Origin of the sequence: Hydrogenophaga sp. RWCD_12, from assembly GCF_046604225.1 — a bacterium.
Taxonomy (GTDB): domain Bacteria; phylum Pseudomonadota; class Gammaproteobacteria; order Burkholderiales; family Burkholderiaceae_C; genus Hydrogenophaga.
Genome location: NZ_JBKIXC010000002.1, coordinates 960,665 through 976,265 on the forward strand (window position 1 = coordinate 960,665; position 15,601 = coordinate 976,265).

Here is a 15,601-nt window from a genome sequence, read left to right on the forward strand (position 1 = left end):
CTTGAAGGCGTATGTGGCTGGCCGTTTCCGGACATGTGCCTGCCTGGGAACACATGGCCGGACACCTACAATTCAAGGTTTGCCACTTCGGGTTACTTCATGCAGCTGACCGCGTCCATCTTCAAGGCCTATGACATCCGCGGCATCGTTCCGGATGCGCTCAACGAGGCGGTGGCCGAGGCGCTCGGTCTGGCGTTCGGCACGGTGGCACTGCAACAGGGCGAGCGTACCGTGGCAGTCGGGCGCGACGGGCGCCTGAGCGGTCCGGCGCTGTCGGCAGCGCTGATCCGTGGTCTGGTGGCGGCTGGTGTCGATGTGATCGACATCGGCGTGGCGACCACGCCGATGCTGTATTTCGCGGCTGCCACCCTCTGCAGCAGTGGTATCCAGGTCACTGGTAGCCACAACCCCAAGGACTACAACGGTTTCAAGATGGTCATGGGTGGCCGCGCGATCTACGGCGACGACATCCAGGCGCTGCGCCGAATGATGGAGGCCGAGACCCACGTGCGCCAGGATGGCGGCAAAGTGCGCCACATCAATGTGCTGGCCCCGTACACCGACCGCATCGTTGGCGACGTGAAGCTCGCGCGCCCGATGAAGGTGGTGGTCGATTGCGGGAACGGCGTGGCCGGTGCCTCTGCTCCTTCCCTTTTCCGCGCGCTGGGCTGCGAAGTCATCGAGCTGTTCAGCGAAGTGGACGGCAACTTTCCGAATCACCACCCCGACCCCAGCAAGCCGGAGAACCTGCAGGACCTGATCCGCACGCTGCGCGAGACCGACGCCGAGCTGGGCATGGCCTTCGACGGCGACGGCGACCGCCTGGGCATCGTGACCAAGGACGGCCAGACCATCTTCCCCGACCGCCAGATGATCCTGTTTTCGCAGGATGTGCTCTCTCGCGTGCCGGGCGGAAAGATCATCTTCGACGTCAAGTGCTCGCAGCGCCTGGCACCGGCGATCGAGGCGGCCGGCGGCGTTGCACACATTTACAAGACGGGTCATTCGCTGATCAAGGCGCGGATGAAGGAACTCGACAGCCCGCTGGGTGGCGAAATGAGCGGCCACATCTTCTTCAAGGAGCGCTGGTTCGGGTTCGACGACGGCAGCTATGCCGGCGCGCGCCTGCTGGAGATTCTCAGCCGCAGCCCGGACGCCAATGCCGTGCTCAACGGACTGCCCACCAGCCACAGCACGCCGGAGCTGAACGTGGCCTGTGCCGAAGGCGAGCCCCATGCGGTGGTGGACAAGCTGGTGGCGCTGGCCCGCTTCAGTGCGCCCGCCAGCGTTTCGACCATCGATGGGCTGCGGGTGGACTGGCCGGACGGCTTTGGCCTGATCCGCGCATCGAACACCACGCCGGTGCTGGTGCTGCGCTTCGAAGGCCACACAGCCGACGCGCTGCTACGCATCGAACGCACCATGCTCGACCTGCTGCGTCAGGCCAAGCCCGACGCTGTCGTGGGCGCCAGCGCGCACTGAGGTTCCGCCTTGCGGACAGAGACACCAACGACACTGGATCCGGCGAGCCTGGCCGCGGGTGCGCTCGCGTCCGTCACGGTGATCGTGGTCACGCGCGAGAGCGCGCATTGCCTGGACGGGCTGCATGCCCTGCTGTCGCAATGCCCCAACGTGATCGTGTCGGACAACGGCAGCGCTGATGGCACGGCCGCCAGTGCGCGCCGGCGATGGCCGCAGGCAATCGTGCTCGAACATGGGCGCAACCTCGGATTCGGCGCGGCCAACAACCGGGCGCTGGCCCGGGTGCAGACGCCGTTTGCCTTTCTGCTCAATCCGGATTGCGTGATGGAGCGTGCCGGGCTGGAACGCCTGCTGGCGTTGGCGGCCGAGATGCCGCAGGCCGCCCTGATCGCGCCGCAGCTGATCGGCCCCTCGGGCAAGCCCGAGATCAACTACCGCTGGCCGCAGACCTACTGGGCGTCTCGCGGACCTGCAGCCTCGGGGCCCATCTGCGTGGGATTCGTCTGCGGCGCGGCCATGCTGTTTCGCATGGCTTCCTTCCGCGAGGTGGGCTTCTTCGACGAGCAGTTCTTTCTGTACTACGAAGACGACGACCTCTGCCTGCGCCTGTTCGATGCGCGGCAGAACATCGTGCTGGAGCCCTCGGTGCAGGCGGTGCACCATTCCCGCGGATCCGTGCGAGGGGCCTCCCCCTGGCGGCACGAGTTCGCCCGGGGGTATCACCACGCCCAATCCAAGCTGCTGTTTGCGCAGAAGTACCGTTCGAGGGACGAGGCGCACCGCCTGCGTGGTCGCCTGCTGCTGCTGACGACGCTGGGCCTCCCGCTGCGCGCCATTGTCTTTTCTCCCAAACTGCTGGCCCGCATGGCGGGGCGCTGGCAGGGATTGCTGAGCTGGAGGGCACGTGGCTGATCTGCGCAAACCGGGGCCGACCCTGTGCATCGGCATCCTGACCTTGAACGAAGCCGACCGGATCGCGCGCTGCCTGCGCAGCGCAGCCTTCGCCGATCAGGTGGTGGTGATTGACAGTGGCAGCCAAGACCGCACCTGTGAGATCGCCCGCGACCTGGGGGCGCAGGTGCATGTCTTCAACAACTGGCAGGGATTTGCCGAGCAGCGCAATCGCTTGCTGTCGACGGTCAACGCCGACTACGTGTTCTTCCTGGATGCCGACGAAGTGATTCCCGAGGCGCTCGCGGCGGAGATTCGCGCAGCGGTGGCGTCCACTGAGGACGTGGTCTGGAAGATTTACTGGGACCAGGTGGCGTTTGGCCGCACACTGGATCGCATGGCCAAGACCGAGGGTGGTGTGTGGCGCCTGTTCCGCACCGACCAGCTGCTGCGTTATGAAGGTGTGGTGCACGAGCATGCGGTGCTGCGGAATCCGTCGACGCCGGTGCGCAGCTTCCGCCACCGCATGCTGCACCACTCGCGCGAGACGGTCTACGGCGGTCTGCTGAAGATGGCGCAGTACGCCCAGCTGGGTGCGGTGCGCCGCGCCCAGGCCGGTGAACACGGCGGCGTGTTGCGCGGATTGGCCTCGGCGACCAGCAACTTCGTGCGCCTGTACCTGTTGCGGCGGGGATTCCTGTGCGGCGCGGAAGGTTTCCTGTTCTGCCTGCTGGTGGCGCTGGAGTGCTTCTTCCGCTACGCCATCCTCCGTTACGACCAGCCGTTGGCTGGCGACACCCTGGTCAAGCGATGAGTCATACGGGATGGATGAACATGAACCGGGACCTGAACCGGTCGTCGATACACAAGACAAGGCAGCAATGAGTTTCCGTTCATTTGCCCGAAGGGCCGCCGTCTGCAGCGTGGTGCTGCTGTTCGGCGCATTTCCGATTTCGGTCGCGCTGGCCAACAGCCTGATGCTGCTGGCCGTGGTGTTCGGGGCGCTCAGCCTCGATGGTTCCGGCTGGCGCGATTTCTTCAGCCGCTCATGGTCCAACCCGGTGGTGCGGCCCGCGCTGGCGCTGGTGCTGCTCATCGTGCTTGCATCGTTCTGGTCGCCCGCCAGCTGGGAAGAGATTGGTGGCTACTACAAGAAGGACGTGAAGTTCCTGATCCTGCCGGTCTTCATCTACCTCCTGTCGCACCGCGAAGACCGGGGCTATTGCTGGACCGCCTTCGGCCTGGCGATGTTCTTCACGCTGGCCTCCACCTGGGCGAATGTCTGGCTTCAGCTTCCCTGGTCGCGCACCTTCAACCAGGGTTTTGGCGCGGACCACACGGTGTTCAAGGACCACATCTCGCAGGGCATCATGATGTCGCTGTTCGTGTCCCTGTGCATGCACTGGGCGATCAAGGCGAAGTCGCGCTGGATGGCCGTGCTGTTCTGGCTGGTGGCGGGCTTTGGTGCCGCCAGTGTCCTGTTGCTGACAGAGAGCCGGACTGGCTATCTGGGCCTGTTGCTGTCGATGAGCGTGTTTTCCCTCACGCTGTGGTGGCGTCGTCCAAAGACGCTGGTGGGTGTCATTTCTCTGGGGGCCGTGGCTTTGCTCACTGCGTACCAGCTTTCCCCCCAGTTCCAGCAGCGCACCAACCTGGCGCTTGAGCAGGCGCAGAACCACAGCGCCAGCTCGGTCACTTCCGTCGGAGCGCGCATTGAAGTCTGGCGCTTCATGGCCAAGCACACCCACAACGCCAAGCTGATGGGTGCGGGCACCGCCTCTTACCCGGTGATCGCCCGTTCCTACTTCAAGGACCCGGAGTTCTGCGCCGCCATCTGTCCGCACCCGCACAACCAGTTCCTGCTGTTCTACTTTGAACAGGGTGTGCCGGGCCTGATCCTGATCCTGTGGTTCATGCTGGCCATCGTGCGGCAGGGCCTGCGTTTCCAGTCCGGCCACCGTGCGCTGATGCTGGCTTTCGTGGCCATCATGTTCACCTCGAACATGACACACAGTTCGCTGTGGCTCTCGACCGAGAGCCAGTTCTTCATCCTGATGACCGCGCTGCTGATGGCATCTTCGTGCCGGGGCAAACCCGTGCCGCCGCCAGCCACCGCAGCAACGGTTCAGGCGCCGGCGTAACCCTGCTGCAGATCGGTCCAGCGTTCCTCTTCCCAGTGGAAGGGTGAGCGGCGGCCCTGTTCCTTGCGCAGCGAACGCAGCAGCCGTTCCAGGTTCTGCGCCTTCCAGGCTTCGCCGCCACGCACGCCGCACTTGTCGAAGTCGACGATCCAGGCGCTGCCGTCGCGGTCCAGCAGCAGGTTGTGGCAGTTCAGGTCGGAATGGAACACCTGGTGGTCGTGCAGCCGGCGGATGGCCGCTCCCAGGGCGCGCCAGGCCTCTGGTGCCAGAGGTGCGTCCGACAGGCATTGCGCCACATTGCGGGTGTCCGGGATCATCGCCACCACGATGTCGGCGGTATAGCTCAGCCCGCGGCAGACCTGCCGTGCGGCCACCGGGGCGGGCACCGGCAGGTCCCAGGTCTGCAGGCGGCGCAGCAGGGCGTATTCCGCCATGGCACGGCTCCTGGCCGGTGCGACGTTGAGGTAGTGGTCGGGACTGAGCCGGGCCATCAGGCCGCCACGGCGGTAGTGCCGCAGCACGCCTTCACCGTTGTTCAAGGCGATGCGGTGCGCCTGGCCGCGTCCGCTGCCGGTGGCCAGCGTCAGGCCATCACCCGCAGGCGGAGCAAACACCGTGTCGCTCACCGCAGTCAGACGCTGCGGATCGAACCACACGGTGATCGAACCATCGCTCCGTGCACGCACCGGAGCCAGCCGCTCTGGTTGCATCGGCGCCCAGATCGCCTGCAGCGCCTGCACGGTGCGCTCGCTGCTGCCCTGCTGGCGCAGCACGAAGTCGCGGGCCTGCTGCCCCATGCGTTGCAGCAGGGCCTTGTCACGGATCCATTGCGAGGCCTTGCGCAGCAGCAGGCGGGCGGAATCGATGCGTTCGCCGGCGCCGCAGGCCTCGACGTCCTGGTACAGCTCCTGGAAGTGGTGGGTGTGCGGCCCGAACAGCACCGGCTTGCCGCAGGCCATCGCTTCGAGGGCGTTGTGGCCACCGATGTGGACCAGGCTGCCGCCGATGAAGCACACGCTGGCGTGCTGGTACCAGAGCGTCAGCTCGCCCATGGTGTCGGCCAGCAGCACCTGCGTGTCGGCTGCTGGCGTTTCGCCGCGGCTGCGCCGCACGAAATGCAGTCCGCTGGCGGTGATCTGTTCGGCCACGTGGTCGAACCGTTCCGGATGGCGCGGCACCAGGATCAGCAGGGCACCCGGATGCTGGCGAGCAAACTCCGGCCACGACGCCAGCAGGGCAGCTTCTTCGCCTTCGTGGGTGCTGCCGGCGACCACGATCGGCCGGCCCTCCAGCCAGGGCAGGCGGTCGCGCAGTGCGGCATCGCCCTGGTCGAACTTGAGGTTGCCGGTCAGCACCAGCCGGTCGGCAGGCACGCCGAGCGCGGCGTAGTGTTCGATGCTCGGCGCATCGGCCGCCGCAACCACGGACAGCTGCTGCCACACCGGCGCCATCAGCGCCTTCCAGCGCTGGTAGAACTGGGCCGAATCGGCCGACAGGCGTGCATTCACCAGCGCCACCGGAACGCCCCGGTGGCGGCATTGCCACAGCATTTCCGGCCAGATCTCGCGTTCGATCAGCACCAGCATCGACGGCTGAAGGTGATCGAGGAAGCGGCGGGTCGCTCCCGGTGTGTCGATCGGCGCGTAGACGTGTCGGATCTGGTCGCCCCAGAGCGCACGCAGCGTGCGTGCGCCGGTCGGTGACTGTGTGCTCACGGTGATCGCGTGGGCGGGCCACTGCGCCAGCAGGGCAGAGATCAGCGGCCGCGCGGCCTGCACCTCACCGACCGAGGCGGCATGGATCCAGAGGCCTCCCAGACTGGCCGGCTCGGTGGCGATGAAACCCAGGCGTTCGCGCTTGCGCTCGCGGTATCCCGCATCCTTGGAGCCCCGCAGCCACAGCCAGCCCAGCAAGGGCAGCGTCATCCCGCGCAACAGCAGCCGGTAGCCCCGTTGTGCGAGGCTGGTGTCCTTCAGGGCCAAGGCCGGTCCCCGCTCAGCGCCAGTGGTCGGCGACCCACTGGGTCGGCAGCACGCGGCGGTACCACTTGCCGCTCACGCCGGCGATGGCGTCGGGCGGGTTGGGTTTGCCGTGGAAGGCGATGAGGCGCGCGCCCTGTGGGATGGTGGGGGGCTTGAACCAGCCCATGATGCCGGGCTGCAGGCAATGGCGCTTGAAGCTGCGGCACCACTCTTCGGGCCAGTAACCGAGCTTGCCCTGGCGCGCCAGGTAGAGGGTGATGAACTCCTGCTCGTTGCGCACCGGCGCGATCGAGGCGGGGTAATCGTTCTTGAGGTGTTCCAGGGCATCGGCGTGGGCACCCATGGTGTAGAGGTAGCAGGAGGTGTTGCCCGTGCCGTCCTTCTTGTCCCACTCCTTGATCACGATGAACTCGCCCTTCTGGTCGAAGAACGGATCGAGGCTGTCGAGGATGACGATGTCCAGGTCCAGGAACAGCGTGCGGCCCTGCAGGTCGTACAGCGGGTTCGCGAACGAGGTCAGCTTGAGCCAGCCGTGGCCGAAGGTCCAGGGCTTGCGCTGGTCGAACTCGTCAAAGCCGACCATGGGAATGGGTTTGACCTCGATGGCCGGATCGATGCCTGCGCCGTCGTCGGTCAGGCAGACAAAACGGAACGGCCGGTGCAGGTGCCGGCGGACCATGCTGTGCAGCTTGTTGACGTACTCGGGGCCGTATTTTTTGCCCCATTTGATGCACAGCACATTGACCGCTTGCATGAATCACCTTTGGCTCACCCCTGCGGGCGGACGACATGCCCGCGGCAGGAAACCGGCAGTTTATCCCAGCAGGGGGATCACTTGAGCAGCGCGTTGATGGGCTGCAGGTCGTCGGCCTTGAGCACGCCACCGGCCTGTTTCAGCCGCAGCTGGCCAACCAGCACGTTGTAGCGCGCCACGGCGAGATCGCGCTTGGTCTGGTAGAGCTGGCTCTGCGCGTTGAGCACATCGATGTTGATGCGCACGCCGACCTGGTAGCCCAGCTTGTTGGCGTCCAGCGCGCTTTGGCTTGAAGTTTCGGCCGCCTCCAGCGCCTTGACCTGGCCAGCGCCGGAAACCACGCCGTAGTAGGCGCTGCGCACCGCCTGCGCAATGCTGCGCAGAGCCGTTTCACGGTCGGCGCGGGCCTTTTCGGACAGCGCAACCGCTTCCTTGACCCGGTTCGTGATCGCGCTGCCTGCGTACAGCGGCAGGTTGAACTGCACACCGATCGACGCCACATTGGTGCGTACGTTGGGCACCGTGGGAAAGTTCGAGTTGGGTCCGCGGGCGATCTGGTACTGGCCGACCAGATCCAGCGTGGGCTTGTGCCCGGCCTGGGCCTTGCGGGCTTCGAGTTCTGCGATGTCGAGCGCGGTCTGGGCCTGGCGCACCAGCGGGTGCTGCTTCTGTGCCTCGGACACCCAGGTGTCCACCTCGGTCGGCTGCACATTGGGCAACACGACCGGCGCGGCCAGCGGCTTCGGGCTGGCGCCGGTACGACCGACCAGCTGGTCCAGCGCCAGCTTCTTGACCCGCAGGTCGTTGCTGGCGGCGATTTCCTGCGCGATCACCAGGTCGTACCTGGCCTGGGCTTCGCGCGAGTCGGTGACGGTCGAGGTGCCGACCTCGAAGTTGCGTTTGGCCGAGGCCAGCTGTTCGGACACGGCGGTCTTTTGCGCCTGCACGACGGTCAGGGTGTCCTGGGCAGCCAGCACGTCGAAGTACGCCTGCGCGGTGCGCACCATCAGGTCCTGTTCGGCCGCCTCCAGCTGCGCACGGGCAATCTCGATCGAAAGCTGGCCCTGTTCGTCGGCGATCTTGTTGGCCGGGCGGTACAGCGGCTGGCTGGCCGACAGCGTGATGTTCTGCGTGTGGTTCACGCGGCTGGAGTCGGTCACGTCGTTGCGGCTGTTGGCCGCGTTGGCCCCGGCGGCCAGACCGGCTTGCGGACGCAACCCGGCGCGGGCCTGCTCGGCCTTGGCGAAGTTGGCGTCGTATTGCGCGCGCGCTGCCTGCAGTGTGGTGTCGTAGCCCCTGGCCGCGTCGTACAGCTCCACCAGACTCTGCGCCTGCGCGCCCGAGGCGCCGACCACGAGGGCCACCGCCAGCGACAGGCGGCTCAGGGCGGGGAAGCGGGAAACAGAGGGCAGGGCGTTCATGGACTTTCCTTGGGAATCGGTGGCGCGGCGACGTAGGGCGCGGATCTGTTTTCAGTAGACCGGGACGCTCGGGTCGCGTTGCTGGGACCAGGCGTGAATGCCGCCGTGGACGTTGACGACGGCGGTGAAGCCGTTCTGCATCAGGAAGTGCGCCACCTGGGCACTGCGCGCGCCGTGGTGGCACAGGCAGGCGATCGGACGGTCGCGCTCCAGCTCCAGGTAGCGCGCCGGCACGCTGCGCATCGGCATGGCCACCAGCTCGAAGCCCTCGGCCTTGACCGAGGCGGTCTGCATCTCCCAGGGCTCACGCACGTCCAGCACCACCGGCACGACGCCGGGGGCTTCGGTGGCGGCCTGCTGGAGCCAGGTGTCGAGTTGGGCGGGCTGGATGACTTGCATGAGCTGCTCTCAGAAGGCGAAGCGCGAGGGTTCACCGAAGTTGCGCAGGCGCGGGACGATGGTGTCCCAGGGTTGGGTCGTGGCGAATTGCGCATCGCCGGTGCGGGTGACCAATGTGGCGCGCATCATGGGTTCCTGTCCGACCACGGTGATCAGGCGGCCACCGGGTGCCAGCAGGGCGAGCAGGCCGGCGGGTACTTCGGCGATCGAGCCCGAGAACAGGATGGCGTCCCAGGGGCCGTCGGCGGCACAGGCGGCGAAGTTGTTGGCCGCCGCATCGGCCAGGCGCACTTCGGCGTTGGCGATGCCGGCCTGTTGCAGGTTCTGGCGCGCGGCGCGGGCGATCGATTCGTCGATTTCCAGCGAAACCACGCGCTGGGACAGGCTGGCCAGGAGGGCCGTGGTGTAGCCGCTGCCGGTGCCGATTTCCAGCACCTTGTCGGTCGGCTTGAGGGTCAGGTCCTGCACCATGCGGGCCTGCACGCGGGGAGCCAGCATCACCTGGTCGGCGCTGCTGCCCAGGGGCAGTTCCATGTCCACATAGGCCAGTGCCTGGTGGGCGGCGGGCACGAACTGGTCGCGCTTGACACGGTCGAGCAGCTCCAGCACGGCGGAATCGAGCACGTCCCAGGGGCGGATCTGCTGTTCGATCATGTTGAAGCGGGCGCGGTCGAAGCTCATGGGGGTGGTAGAAGTCATTTCTGGATACTCCGGTGGGTATGTTAGCCGATCTGGTTCGATTTTACCGAGCAGGGGTCACTGGCCCGCTGACGGGCCAGGCACCGGCATCGCCGGGGCCAGCCCCAGGCGCCGCCGTACCCAATTGGCCAGGTCGTCCATGTAGCAGTAGACGACCGGCACCACGACCAGGGTCAGGATGGACGATGTGATGACGCCGCCGATCACGGCCTGGCCCATGGGCGCGCGCTGCTCCGAGCCTTCGGTCAGTGCGAACGCCAGCGGCACCATGCCGAACACCATGGCCAGCGTGGTCATCAGGATCGGGCGCAGCCGCACCTTGGCGGCCAACAGCAGGGCGTCTTCGCGGCCGAGCGGCGCCGCGCCGTCCATGCCGTGCCGTGCGCGGATCGCAAAATCGACCAGCAGGATGGCGTTCTTGGTCACCAGGCCCATCAGCAGCACGATGCCGATGACCGAGAACATGCTCATGGTCGAACCGAACATCAGCAGCGCCAGCACCACGCCGATCAGTGTCAGCGGCAGCGAGGTCATCAGCGCCAGCGGCTGCAGGAAGCTCTGGAACTGGCTGGCCAGGATCATGTAGATGAAGATGATCGCCAGCGCCAGCGCCGAGACCGCGTAGGCGAACGACTCCTGCATGTTCTTGGTCGAGCCGCCGAACTCGTAGCGGTAGCCCGGCGGGAAGCTCATGGTGTCGAGCACCTTGCGGATTTCGGCCGACACCTCGCCGGCCGAACGGCCATAGGCATTGGCATTGATGGCGACTTCGCGGTTGAGGTTGCGGCGGTTGATCTGGTTCGGGCCGGTCGAGTCGACCACCTGCGCGATCTGGCCCAGCCGCACCACGCGTGCCGTGCCGTCGGCGGCGGTGCCGACCACGAAAGGCATTTGCTCCAGATCGCTGGTGCGGGCTCGCTGTTCGGGCGCCAGCCGCACGTTCACGTCGTAGCTTTCACCGTCGGCCGCGCGCCAGTTGCCCACGGTCTGTCCGGCCACGAAGGTGCGCAGGCTGCTGGCGACCGCCGCGCTGCCCAGCCCCGCGTCGGAGGCGATCTCGCGCCGCATCACGATGTCCACGGTCGGCTTGTTGGGCTTGACGCTGGCGTCCAAGTCGACCAGGCCGACGATGGGGCGGATGCGCTCCATGACCTGTTGGGTCAGTCGCTCCAGCTCGGCCAGGTCGTCGCCCTGTAGCGAGAACTCGATCTGCTTGTTGCCGCCCACCGGGTCGAGCAGACCGGCGTGCGTGACGGTGACGCCGGGCACGGTGCGCAGCCGCTCGCGCAGCTTCGCCGCCATGGCTTCGGCGTTGAGCGTGCGATCCTTGCGGTCGACCAGGCGCACGTAGACGCTGGCGTACATAGTGCCCTGCGCGTTGCCGGTGTTGATGGTGGACAGCGTGTACTTGACCTCGGGGAACTCGCGCAGGATGGCCTCGACCTGCTTGGTCTTCGCCTCGGTCGCCTGCAGCGACGAACCGACCGGGGTGTAGAAGGACAGCGAGGTTTCGGAGAAGTCGGCCTTGGGCACGAACTCGGTGCCCAGCAACGGCATCATCATGATGCTGCCCACGAACACCACCACCGCCAGACCCATGGTCGCGAGCTTGTGCGTGAGCGACCAGCGCAATGCGCTCTGGTAGGTGTCGGCCGCCATGTCCTGCAGGTGATCAAACCAGCCGGTGACGCGGCCAATGGTCTTGTCGTACAGGCTGACCGGCGCCAGGTGCTGGCCGTGTTTGGTGATCTCCGGGTCGTGCCAGACCGACGACAGCATGGGGTCGAGCGTGAAGCTCACGAACATCGAGATCAGCACCGACGCGACCATCGTGATGCCGAACTCGTGGAAGAACTTGCCGATGATGCCGCCCATGAAGCCGATCGGCAGGAACACCGCGACGATGGACAGCGTGGTCGCCAGCACCGCCAGACCGATTTCGGCCGTGCCGTCCATCGCGGCGTCGAACGGCTTCTTGCCCATCTGCACGTGGCGCACGATGTTCTCGCGCACCACGATGGCGTCGTCGATCAGCAGGCCCACCGACAGCGTCAGCGCCATCAGCGTGATCATGTTGATCGTGAACCCGAGCAGGTTCATGAAGAAGAAAGTGCCGATCACCGAGATCGGCAGCGTCAGGCCGGTGATGACCGTCGAGCGCCAGGAATTCAGGAACAGGAACACGATCAGCACGGTCAGCAGCGCCCCCTCGATCAGCGTACGGCGCACGTTCTCCACCGAGACGCGGATCGGCCGCGAGCCGTCGGCGATCGGTTCGAGCTTCACGCCCGGAGGCAGTTCGGCCTTGAGTGCCTCCACGGTGGCTTTGAGGCCGTCGGTCACCGCAATCGTGTTCTCGTCCTGCGCCTTCTGCACCTGCAACAGCAGCGTGCGCTGGCCGTTGTAGAGCGCCAGGCTCTCGACTTCCTGCGTGCTGTCGCTGACCCTGGCGACCTGGGACAGCCGCACCAGACTGCCGCCGCGGCGCGCGACGATGATGTTTTCGAAGTCTTTCGGATTTTTCAGGCGCGAGAGCACCTGCACGACGCGGTCGCGCTCGCTGGTCTTGAGCGTGCCGACCGGCAGGTCCTGGTTCTCGTTGCGCACCGCGGTGACGACCTGGTCGGCGGTGATGCCCAGTGCTTCCATTGCCGACGGGTCGAGGTGGACGTTGACCGCGCGTTTGGAGCCGCCGACCAGCGTGACCGAGCCCACGCCACGCACGTTCTCCAGCCGCTTCTTGAGCGTCTGCTCGGCCCAGGTGGTCAGCTCGACGGCGGAGGGCTGTTTCTTGGCCGCCGCGTCCGGCAGCACCGCCACCGACCAGATCGCGCGGCTGGAAGGGTCAAAGCGCAGCACCCGCGGCTCTTTCACGTCGGTGCGGAAGCTGGGCTTGAGGATGGCGATCTTCTCGCGCACATCGTCCGCCGCCTTGCGGCCGTCGATGTGCAGCTGGAATTCGATGATGACCACCGACTGGCCTTCGTAGCTGCGCGAGGTCAGGGCGTTGACGCCGGCGATGGCGTTGACCGCCTCTTCAACTTTCTTGGTGACCTCGGACTCGACGATCTCGGGCGAGGCGCCCGGGTACTCGGTCGTGATCACGACCACCGGGAAGTCGATGTTGGGAAACTGGTCGACCTTCAGGCGCTGGAAGGCAAACAGCCCCAGCACCAGCAGTGCCAGCATGATCATGGTCGCGAAGACCGGGTTGCGCAGCGAAACGCGGGTGAACCACATGGTGCGGCGCTCAGTTCGACCCGACCTTGGCCGGGGCAGCGGCCGCAGCGGCGGCGTTGGCGGCCGGAGGTGCCGCCAGCTTCACTTCGGTGCCTTCGCGGATCAGGCCCGCCTGCACACGCAGCAACTGCGTGCCGACCGGCGCGGCGGCCACGCCTTCGAGCACCAGCATCGGCTCTTCTCCCAGCAGGCCCTGGCGTCCGAGGGTCACCGGCACGTGCGCGATCTTGCCGCCCTGGATCACCTGGATGTAAGGCAGTGGCTTGTCGTTGCGCACCGCCGAGAGCGGCACGGCCGGCGCGTTGAGCTTGCCGGTCACGATTTCGCCCTGCGCGAACAGGCCCTGGCGCATGCCGGTGGCGGCGGGCAGGCGCAGATAGACCAGCACGCTGCGGCTGCCCGCCTGCACGCTGGGGTTGATGCGCGCCACGGTCGCTTCGACCGGCTTGTCCAGACCTTCGACCGACAGGCGGGCTTTCTGGCCGACCCTCACGCTGGCGGCATCGGCCGGGGCCAGTGCCGCTTCCAGCTCGAAGCTGCTGAGTTCCACGACTTCCAGAATGCGGGCGTCGACGCCGACGCGTTCACCGTTCTGCACCAGGCGGGCAGAAACCTGGCCCGCGAGCGGTGAGCGCAGCGTGGTGTCGCCGAGTGCCTTGCGCGCAATGTCGAGCGCAGCCATCGCGGCCTGGTGATTGGCTTCGGCGGCAGCCAGGTTGTTCGACGAGGTTTCCAGCGCGGTGGCGGAGATGAATCCCTGCTGCACCAGCGACTGGTTGTTGTCCTGTGCGCGTTTGGCGATGGCCACTTGCGCCTGCGCCGACCTGGCCTGCTGTTCGGCCTGGCGCACGCGGGCCTGCGCTTCGGTGCTGTCGATGCGCGCGACGACTTCGCCTTCCTTGACGCTGTCGCCTTCGCGCTTGGTGATGCCCTGCACCTCGCCGGCCACCCTGGCCTTGATCGCCGCGGTCTGCAGCGCCTTGAGCGAGCCCGAGACACCGACCGATTGCGCCAGGTCCAGCGCCTGCACGGTCGCCACATCCTGCGGCGGCAGCTGGTAGACCGGGGACTTCTGCGCCTCGGCGGCGGCGGCGGTGGCCGCTTCGCTGGCCGCCTTGCGCTTGCCCAGCGCGCGGGCCACGCCCAGCGCAATCGCGATCACCAGCAAGGCCAGCAGCAGCCACTTGATCCAGCCGGAACGGGAAGAGGGAGCGTTCATGGGAAAGTCTTGTCGGGGTTGTTCTGGGGCCGCACCAGCATGCCGCCAAGCAGCAGGTCGACCTGTGTCTCGAGAAAGGCCACTGGATCGAGGCGGTCGCTGGGCGGGCAGCAGGGCGCCATCGAGTGTTTCCACATCAGCAGGAAGATCATTGGCGCGATCAGGCTGTAGACCGCCGTGTCCAGGTCCATGGCGCGGAACTCGCCGCGGTCGATGCCGCGCTGCAGGACGCGCTTGAGCAGTTCCTTGCCCGGGTCGATCACTTCGTGCTGATAGAAGCTGGCGATTTCGGGGAAGGTGCCGGCCTCGCTCATCACCAGCTTGGTGATGCCCGAGGCGGCCGTCATGCCGATGCGTTCCCACCATGAGCGCATCGTGTATTGCAGCAGTTCGGTGCTGTTGCCCGGGAACACGGCCAGCTCCTGGTTCCATTCGCCAAAGCGACCGCTCAGCGTCTCGCGCACCACCGCTTTGAACAGCTCTTCCTTGCTCGGGAAATACAGGAACAGCGTTCCCTTGGACACGCCAGCGCGCGCGGCAACTTCTTCGACGCGGGTGGCGGCGAAGCCTTTTTCAACGAACAGGGCGAGTGCGGCTTCCAGCAGTTCGCCCGGTCGGGCTTCCTTGCGGCGTTCGCGTTTGGTGGGCGGGAGTACGGAATGCATCTTCTAATGACTGACTGGTCAGTATCTTAGTTCCCGGCCGGTGCAGCGTCAATCCGCGCGGTCAGCGACAGCAGGTGTTCCGAGACATCGGCGGGCCAGGCTCCCACCAGAGCCCGCAGCCGTGCCAGCTCGCCCGCAAACAGCGCGCGGCTGATTTCTTCGTAGTGCGGCAAGTCGCCACCAACGATGGACATGAAGCGGTAGGCCGCGTCGGTGGCGCGTCGCTTCGCGTCGGCCGTGCTGCCTTCGCGCATGGCCGACTGCACCAGCTTGCGCAGCGCGACCGAGGCGCCGCCCGGCTGGCGTGCGAGCCATTCCCAGTGGCGCGGGAGCAGGGTGACCTCGCGTGCCGTCACGCCCAGTTTGGGGCGACCCGGGCCGCGAGGTGCTTCGTCTGCCACCTCATTGTCGGAGGCCTCCGGCGCAGGTCGGGGAAGCAGGGACAGCAAGGTTCCTAGCGGCGCCCGCCAGTCGAGTTCGATCCGTTCGCTGGAAACAGCGTCGAGGACGACCGGCATCGCGTTCGGCTCGGAAGCCAGTCGCTGCTGGACGGCAGTGATCACCGTGGCCGGCTGGCCCGCAGCGGTTCTTCGGTGGTGTTCAAAGGCGACCCAGGCGGGGCCGCTGGAAGAGGATGTCATGCTGATCTCGGTTTCTTTATTACCCGGGTAAAAATTCTACCTCATTTTTACCCGGGTAATAAATGAC

Annotated in this window: 13 protein-coding genes; 4 read left to right on the top strand and 9 right to left on the bottom strand. The window is 66.4% G+C overall.

Annotated features, from left to right (window positions below; translation table 11 throughout):
* The first annotated feature begins 99 nt into the window (after positions 1-99).
* The 4 genes from ACLIJ1_RS11760 to ACLIJ1_RS11775 all read left to right on the top strand — a co-directional run bounded on the left by ACLIJ1_RS11760 (position 100) and on the right by ACLIJ1_RS11775 (position 4,514).
* The gene (locus ACLIJ1_RS11760) at positions 100-1,482 is read left to right on the top strand and encodes a phosphomannomutase/phosphoglucomutase (protein ID WP_411365693.1); all 1,383 of its coding nucleotides are present in this window, start codon (positions 100-102) and stop codon (positions 1,480-1,482) included.
* Between the two features lie 9 nt (positions 1,483-1,491).
* Positions 1,492-2,394 carry a glycosyltransferase family 2 protein gene (locus ACLIJ1_RS11765; protein ID WP_411365694.1) on the top strand — a complete coding sequence of 301 codons (903 nt, stop codon included), beginning with the start codon at positions 1,492-1,494 and terminating at the stop codon, positions 2,392-2,394.
* Positions 2,387-3,187: a glycosyltransferase family 2 protein gene (locus tag ACLIJ1_RS11770; protein WP_411365695.1), complete on the top strand. Its 801-nt coding sequence runs from the start codon at positions 2,387-2,389 to the stop codon at positions 3,185-3,187. The genes ACLIJ1_RS11765 and ACLIJ1_RS11770 overlap by 8 nt, the downstream gene beginning before the upstream one ends.
* A gap of 67 nt (positions 3,188-3,254) precedes the next feature.
* Positions 3,255-4,514, top strand: a complete 1,260-nt coding sequence (locus tag ACLIJ1_RS11775; protein WP_411365696.1) for an O-antigen ligase family protein — start codon at positions 3,255-3,257, stop codon at positions 4,512-4,514.
* Here the strand turns inward: ACLIJ1_RS11775 and ACLIJ1_RS11780 are convergent.
* From ACLIJ1_RS11780 to ACLIJ1_RS11820, 9 genes are all read right to left on the bottom strand, one after another.
* Positions 4,499-6,496, bottom strand: a complete 1,998-nt coding sequence (locus ACLIJ1_RS11780; RefSeq protein ID WP_411365697.1) for a 3-deoxy-D-manno-octulosonic acid kinase — start codon at positions 6,494-6,496, stop codon at positions 4,499-4,501. The two genes, ACLIJ1_RS11775 and ACLIJ1_RS11780, sit on opposite strands and share 16 nt — an antisense overlap.
* Before the next feature lie 13 nt (positions 6,497-6,509).
* On the bottom strand, positions 6,510-7,250 hold the full coding sequence (locus ACLIJ1_RS11785) for a glycosyltransferase (RefSeq protein ID WP_411365698.1): 741 nt from the start codon (positions 7,248-7,250) through the stop codon (positions 6,510-6,512).
* A 77-nt stretch (positions 7,251-7,327) separates the two neighbouring features.
* Positions 7,328-8,671, bottom strand: a complete 1,344-nt coding sequence (locus ACLIJ1_RS11790) for a TolC family outer membrane protein (RefSeq protein WP_411365699.1) — start codon at positions 8,669-8,671, stop codon at positions 7,328-7,330.
* 51 nt (positions 8,672-8,722) lie between these two features.
* Positions 8,723-9,070 carry a rhodanese-like domain-containing protein gene (locus tag ACLIJ1_RS11795; protein WP_411365700.1) on the bottom strand — a complete coding sequence of 116 codons (348 nt, stop codon included), beginning with the start codon at positions 9,068-9,070 and terminating at the stop codon, positions 8,723-8,725.
* Between the two features lie 9 nt (positions 9,071-9,079).
* Entirely contained in the window at positions 9,080-9,769 is a 690-nt protein-coding gene (locus ACLIJ1_RS11800; protein ID WP_411365701.1) for a protein-L-isoaspartate O-methyltransferase family protein, read from the bottom strand.
* 57 nt (positions 9,770-9,826) lie between these two features.
* Positions 9,827-13,009, bottom strand: coding sequence for an efflux RND transporter permease subunit (locus ACLIJ1_RS11805; protein WP_411365702.1), 3,183 nt, complete (start codon positions 13,007-13,009; stop codon positions 9,827-9,829).
* A gap of 10 nt (positions 13,010-13,019) precedes the next feature.
* A complete protein-coding gene (locus ACLIJ1_RS11810; protein ID WP_411365703.1) occupies positions 13,020-14,228 on the bottom strand; it encodes an efflux RND transporter periplasmic adaptor subunit in 1,209 nt (402 codons plus the stop codon).
* Entirely contained in the window at positions 14,225-14,893 is a 669-nt protein-coding gene (locus tag ACLIJ1_RS11815; RefSeq protein ID WP_411365704.1) for a TetR/AcrR family transcriptional regulator, read from the bottom strand. Before ACLIJ1_RS11815 ends, ACLIJ1_RS11810 begins: the two co-directional genes overlap by 4 nt.
* A 26-nt stretch (positions 14,894-14,919) precedes the next feature.
* On the bottom strand, positions 14,920-15,534 hold the full coding sequence (locus ACLIJ1_RS11820; RefSeq protein WP_411365705.1) for a DUF2239 family protein: 615 nt from the start codon (positions 15,532-15,534) through the stop codon (positions 14,920-14,922).
* Between the last annotated feature and the right edge of the window lie 67 nt (positions 15,535-15,601).